Source organism: Micromonospora yasonensis, assembly GCF_026013475.1.
GTDB lineage: Bacteria > Actinomycetota > Actinomycetes > Mycobacteriales > Micromonosporaceae > Micromonospora > Micromonospora yasonensis.
Window position 1 is genome coordinate 1 of the sequence record NZ_JAPDPH010000317.1, and the last position, 6,220, is coordinate 6,220.

Genomic DNA, 6,220 nt, shown 5'->3' on the forward strand with positions numbered 1-6,220 from the left:
GGGGCGAGCCGCGGTGGCCGACCCGGAGCGCCACCCGCCGCGGCCCGGACCCACGGCGAACGGTTACGGATGGTCTGCTCATGAGGATCCCCGTGTGCTCAGGCGCAGGAAGCCGTACGACAGGACGAACGTCGCGACGGCGAGAACCACCGCGACGGCGGCAGCGAAGTTGTAGTCGTTGAGGCCGAACGCCGCCTGGTAGGACAGCATCACCGGGGTGTAGCTGTTGCTGATCGCGGAGGCCATCGGCCGCAACACCATCGGCTCGCCGAACAGCTGCAGCGTGCCGATGACGGAGAACACCCCGGTCAGGGTCAGCGCCGGGCGCAGTAGGGGCAGCTTGATGTGCCAGGCGATCCGGAAGCCGGAGCAACCGTCGACTTCGGCCGCTTCGTACAGCTCCGGAGGGATGGACCGCAGCGCCGTGTAGAGGATCAGCATGTTGTATCCGGCCCAGGACCAGGTCACGATGTTGCCGATCGAGAACAGGATCATGTCGGCGGAGAGGAAGTCGACCTCGATGCCCGCGTTTTCGCCAAGCTTCACCAGCGGGCTGATCCCGGGCACGTAGAGGAAGGACCACAGGACCGCCGCGATCACACCCGGAATCGCGAACGGCAGGAAGTACGCCAGCCGGAAGAACCGGCCGAGCCGCACGACCCGGGAGTCCAGCAGCAGCGCCAGCAGCAGGGCCAGTCCGAGCATCACCGGCACCTGGACCAGGCCGAACACCACCACCCGGCCCACAGCGGTGAGGAACGCGCTGTCGGCGAACACCCGGGTGTAGTTGTCCAGGCCGGCGAACACGGTCTCGGGAGGTCCCAGCCCGAGACCGGAGCGCCGCACCCGGAACAGGCTCTGATACACGGCGTACCCGACCGGGACCACGAACACCGCCACAAACAGCACGGCGAACGGCGTGAGCAGCAGAAGACCGGATCGGTTGCGCCGACTGGCAAGCTTGCTGCGAGCGGCCCGTCGACCGGCCGGCGGGCCGCCGCGGCCCGCGGTGGTGGTGGGCCGGGACCGGCCGTCGCCCCCGGGCGGCGCCGGAGGGGACACGACCGGTCCCGGCGTGGGCTCGAGCTGGCCGGTCATCCTTCGACCTTCAGGCCCTTCGACTTCATCGCCTCCACCGTCTTCTGCTGCACGGCGTCGAACGCGCCAGGCAGCGTGGTCTTGCCGGCGTACGCGTTACCGAACGCCTCGCCCAGGTCGGCGCCGAACTGCGAATGAACCGGGCCCCACTGCCAGCTCGTGTCGGTGTTCTGGGCGGCCTCGGCGAACACCTCGAAGATGTTCTGGCCACCGAAGTAGTCGACCCCCGAGTTCACCTCGGGTAGCTGCAGGCCGGCGGTGGCGGCCGGGTAGATACCGGTCACCTTGATCAGGTTCTTCAGGCTGTCGGGGTTGGTGCTCATCCAGGTCGCGAACTCCACCGCTGCCTTCTTGTTCTTGCAACCCTTCAGCACGGCCGTGCTGGACCCGCCCTCGTTGCCGAACTTCTTCTCACCCGCCGCCCACTGCGGCATCGGCGCGACCGCGAACTTACCCTTCGCGCCCGGAGCGTTCTCCGCGATCAGCGGATGCAGCCACACCGCGCCGATCGCCGTCGCCACCTTGCCGGACTGCAGCGAACTCCACCAGGCGGCGCCCTGGTCGGTGGTGTTCACCAGCTTCTTGTCGATCAGGCCCTGCCAGTAGTCGGCAACCCGCTTGGTCTCCGGGCCGTTGACGGTGACCTTCCAGGCGTCCCCCTCGGTGCCGAACCACTTGGCGCCGCTCTGCCACGCCAGGCCGGACAGGTCGGTTGACTTCAGATTCAGGATGTACGCCTTCGGGTCGGCCGCGTGCAGCTTCTCGGCCGCGTTGGCGTATTCGTCCCAGGTCGTCGGCACCGCGATGCCGTACTTCTCGAAGACGTCCTTGCGGTAGTACAACGCCGTCGGGCCCGTGTCGACCGGGACGGCGTACGTCCTACCGGCGACGCTGACCTGGTTCCAGGTCCATGGGACGAACTGCCCCTTGGCGGTGCTGGCCTCCGCGGTGACGTCCTCCAGCGCGCCCTCGAGCAGGAAGGTGGGCACCGACTCGAAACCGACCTGCGCCAGACAGGGAGCATTGCCGGCCTTCACCGCCGAGAACATCTTGTCGTACCCGCCCGCGGCTCCGGACGGCAGCTTGTTGAACGCGACCTGGATGTCCTTGTGGCTGGCGTTGAACAGCTCGACGGACTTGTCGTAACCGGGCGCCCAACCCCAGAACTCCAGCTTGACGGGGCCACCGGAGGAGGACGAATTGTTGTCGTTCCCACCGCACGCGGCCAGGGCCAACGGCAGCACCAGTAGGGCCGCGGCCACTCTCCCGACCAGGCGGAGCCGCCGCCCGGATGTCGTCGTATCCACTGCTGTCTCCCTCTGTCTGAGCCCTGCCCCGGACTTCGCGACATCCTCGACGAAGCGGTCGTCGAACTCGTCGACCTCATTCATGACGTGATCTCGGATCTTGGGACGTCAGATGGCTCGCTGTGATGTTGAAAGGGTGTTTCGTACTTTCACGAACCGGTAGTTGTCAGGTCTGTGCCGCGGCTCGTTCCAAGACAGTGGTGCTGGCCAGGAGGCACCGTCAGCGGGGCATCAGGAGGCGCCGTCAGCGGGGAAGACGCGGCGGTTGATCTCCTGTTTGAACTGCCGCAGCGTCGTGTCGATGTGCTCGACCATCAGCGCCACCGCCTGCTCCTCGTCACCTGCCGCGATCGCCGCCGCGATCGCCGAGTGCTGCTTGGCGGCCACAACGGTCGAGCCGCCCGCAACCCCCGCCAGCCCGATCGCGCTAACCTGCCGCTGGAGCCGCTGCACCGAGTCGACGCTGGCCGACAGGAACATGTTGCAGGCCGCGACGCCGATCGACTGATGGAACTTCTCGTCGGCCCGGTTGAACGCCTCGATATCGCCGCCTTCTGCCGCGTCCGCCGTGAGCTGTGCCGCCTCGCGCAGCGCCTTCACCTGAGTGGGGGTGGCCCGCTGCGCCGCCAGCCGCGTCGTGGTGGTCTCCACGAAACGGCGGAACTCGAACATCTCATCCACCTGCCGAAGATCGGCCGGCAGGAAGTGGGAGAACGACTCCCGCCACAGCGCACCTTCCGGCTCGGCCACATAGATACCTCGGCCCATCTGGACGGAGATCCGCCCCAGAGCGGACAGGATCTTGACCGCCTCCCGGACGACCGTCCGGCTCATCCCCACCGCGTCCGCCAGGTCCTTCTCCGTCGGCAGGCGGGCACCGGGCTCCAGGCGCTCCCGGACGATGTACTCGAGGATCCGCTCCGCAGCGATCTCGTAACCAGGTCGATAGCCACCCGCCGCACTCGTCTGTTGCGGAACAGGTGACGACAGATCGGGTCGGGCCGACATATCTCCCCAATCTCCTCGTCCGGCCTCTGGTGTCGAGGGCTGCGTCGCGACACCAGAGGACAGGATGCTTCATATCTATCGGCCTAGCTGGGAGCCCGGCTTGGGCAGAGTGAATCAGATCCATCGGGTTGACGCAATGCCTCGTGGCATCCATACTCGTCGCAGTTGACGTGCCCTAGGACCCGCGGGTTCTCCGAGCCGCCATCGGCCTGAACTGGCCGGACGGCGCGAAACCTGGCGTGCGGCAGGGCGTTGCACCCGCAAGTAGCAACACCGGCGAGGGCCTCGGCCTGGTCGTGGGTGACGAAGACGGTGGTGGTCAGTGAGAACCATCGGCGCGGACGGTGCAGCTCGGCCTGGCCGGGCGCACATCCGGACCTTAAGCAACCTCAGCAAACAGGCAAGGCGGCCAGGCGTTCACGGCCGCCGCCCGAACCCGGCGCTGACCCCACCATCACCGACGGCGCATCGAGCCCTGCCGCGTTGACGGGTCAACGCGTGGCGGCAGACCGCCATGTCGTCGGGCCCCTGCACCGCGTGCTCTTCGTATCGGCAAATCAGGCTTCGCGTTAGTGGGACGTTCAGGAATGGAGACGTAGGTGATCAGGTCTAGAAGTGTGACGGCGCTGGCCACAGCTGCCGTTACCGGGCTTGCGGCGCTGGCGGTGGCGGTGGCCCCACCCGCGGCGCAGGCGAGTGTTCCGCTGAAGATCGAGGCGGGTTTCCTGTCGGTGGGTCTCAGTGAGGCCGGTCGGGTGACCAGTCTGGTGGATTCGCGGTCTGGTATTGACTATGTGGCGGCGGGCAAGTCGGTGCCGTTGGTCAGTGTGGTGGCCGACGGGCAGCAGGCGGTGCCGACCGAGGTGAAGTATTCGCCGCAGGACAAGGTGTTCACGTTCCGCAGCGACAAGGCTTCGATCGATGTGAAGGTCGTCCAGTTCCCGACGTACTCGACGCTTGAGGTGGTCGGGCTGGACCCCGCGCCGGGTGTGGATGTGCAGACGTTGCTGTGGGGTCCGCTGCCGACGAATGTCACCGAAACGGTCGGTGAGGATGTCGGTGTGGTCGGTAACGACAGGTTCCGGTTCGGGTGGCGTCCGCTCAACGACAAGACCGTGGGGTCCTGGCCGTTGGAGTACTACGGCTACGGGTTCGGGGCTGACCTCGTGCCGAGTGGCTTCGGCTCGCTCGGCACGCAGTCGGAGTGGAGTGTGGCGGCGAGGACCAAGTGGGGCAGCATCGTGCGTGCCTACAGCTATGACTACAGCAAGGTCCGGATCCGGGGTAGCGAACTTCGACTCAGCCTGAGTGGGCAGGTTCCGGTCGGGCCGATGTCGGCGCCGGAAGGCCGGATCGTCGGGTCCAAGCTGGCGCTGTTTGGCAGTGCGCCGGATCTTGCGCTCAGCGTGCTGAGTGAGATCGCCCGGGGGCAGGGCCTGCCGTATCCGACCATCAACGGGCAGTGGCAGAAGGTGGCCCAGGCCACTCGGCAGTCGGTTTTCGCGTTCCATGACCTCAGGGGCAGCAATCTCGCGTCCGGGGTGCAGTTCGCGAAGCAGGCGGGGATCAAGAACCTCTACTCGGTGCAGAACGCGGCCGGTCCCTGGGTGACGACGGGTCACTACCAGTTCAACAGCAACTTTGGGGGCTCGGATGCGGGTGCGGCCCAGTTGGTGGCCGCAGCGGGACAGGACGGGGTCCGGATTGGTGTGCACACCCTGTCCGACTTCATCGACCCGAACGATCCGTATGTGTCGCCGTCGCCGGCTGACCCGCGTCTGGCCGTGGGCAAGACCGTCAAGCTGACCCGTCCGCTCGGCCAGGCGGACACCACGCTGTACGCGGACGGTGACTCGGGCAGCGTGGAGGGTAAGCGGCTGCGCATCGGTGACGAGTTCGTCACCTACAGCACGGTCACGAAGGTCAGTGACACCGAGTGGCAGTTCACCGGCCTGGGGCGGGCGCAATGGCGCTCTGTTGCGCGATCCTACCCGGTCGGTACCCCTGCCACCCGGATCGTCATGAACGGTTACGGCGGCGCGATCGGTGGCCTGCCGATCATCGACGAGATCGCCACCCGGCTGGCCACGATGGTCAACACGACCGGTGTCAGGCTTATGTCCTACGACGGGATTGAGTCGGTGTCCTACAGCGGTTGGGGCGGCCGGGGCTATGCGCACCTGGTCAACGGCGTCTACCGCAAGCTCGACTCCGTCGACGGCTTCATCACCGAGGCCAGCAATGTGTCGGGTAACAGTTGGGAGGCCCAGTCCCGAATCAACTACGGTGGGCTCGGCTGGCCCGACTCCGACTACCGTCAGATCACCTGGAACAATGACTTCTACCGGGCCAATTTCCTACCTCCGATGGCGGGCTCGCTGCCGATCGGCGGCAACGACACGCTGCTGAAGACCGAGTCGAACCTGGCGCTTGGCGCCTCCCTCGGCGCCACCTTCGGCTGGTACGAGACCAACGTGAGCAGCCTGGCCACAGGCTCCAACACGCCGGCGATTCTGGCCGCTATCAAGCGGTGGGAGTCGGCCGTCAACGCCGGCGCTTTCACCGCCGAGCAGAAGAAGCTGATGGCCGACGGCAGCGCGCGCTGGCACCTGAGCGAGGTCACGCCGAATCAGGAGTGGTCGCTGCAGCGGTTGGATTCGGCGGGTCAGCCGGTCGGGGAGCCGCAGCCGGTCACGGCTCCGGAGCCAGGGTTCACCACCCCGGAGCCGCCGGACGCGCAGCTTGGCAAGCTGTACGAGTTCAAGGTCACCTCGAGCACTCCGCAGACCATCCGCTACGACGTCACC

The 6,220-nt window shown here is 66.8% G+C and carries 4 protein-coding genes; 1 reads left to right on the top strand and 3 read right to left on the bottom strand.

What is annotated here, in order from left to right; all coding sequences use genetic code 11:
- Positions 1–78: 78 nt before the first annotated feature.
- The 3 genes from ONA70_RS33870 to ONA70_RS33880 form a co-directional block, all read right to left on the bottom strand.
- Entirely contained in the window at positions 79–909 is an 831-nt protein-coding gene (locus tag ONA70_RS33870) for a carbohydrate ABC transporter permease (RefSeq protein ID WP_265010560.1), read from the bottom strand.
- 185 nt (positions 910–1,094) lie between these two features.
- The gene (locus ONA70_RS33875; RefSeq protein ID WP_265010561.1) at positions 1,095–2,405 is read right to left on the bottom strand and encodes an ABC transporter substrate-binding protein; all 1,311 of its coding nucleotides are present in this window, start codon (positions 2,403–2,405) and stop codon (positions 1,095–1,097) included.
- Positions 2,406–2,636: 231 nt separating this feature from the next.
- A complete protein-coding gene (locus ONA70_RS33880) occupies positions 2,637–3,413 on the bottom strand; it encodes a FadR/GntR family transcriptional regulator (protein WP_265010562.1) in 777 nt (258 codons plus the stop codon).
- 617 nt (positions 3,414–4,030) lie between these two features.
- Between ONA70_RS33880 and ONA70_RS33885 the strand changes: the two genes are divergently transcribed.
- Positions 4,031–6,220 (top strand): hypothetical protein (locus tag ONA70_RS33885; RefSeq protein WP_265010563.1); only part of this gene is annotated, 2,190 nt, incomplete at its 3' end.

Excerpts from the sequence above, each read along its gene's own strand:
- ONA70_RS33880 (WP_265010562.1), bottom strand. The coding sequence starts at position 3,413 with ATGTCGGCCCGACCCGATCTGTCGTCACCTGTTCCGCAACAGACGAGT.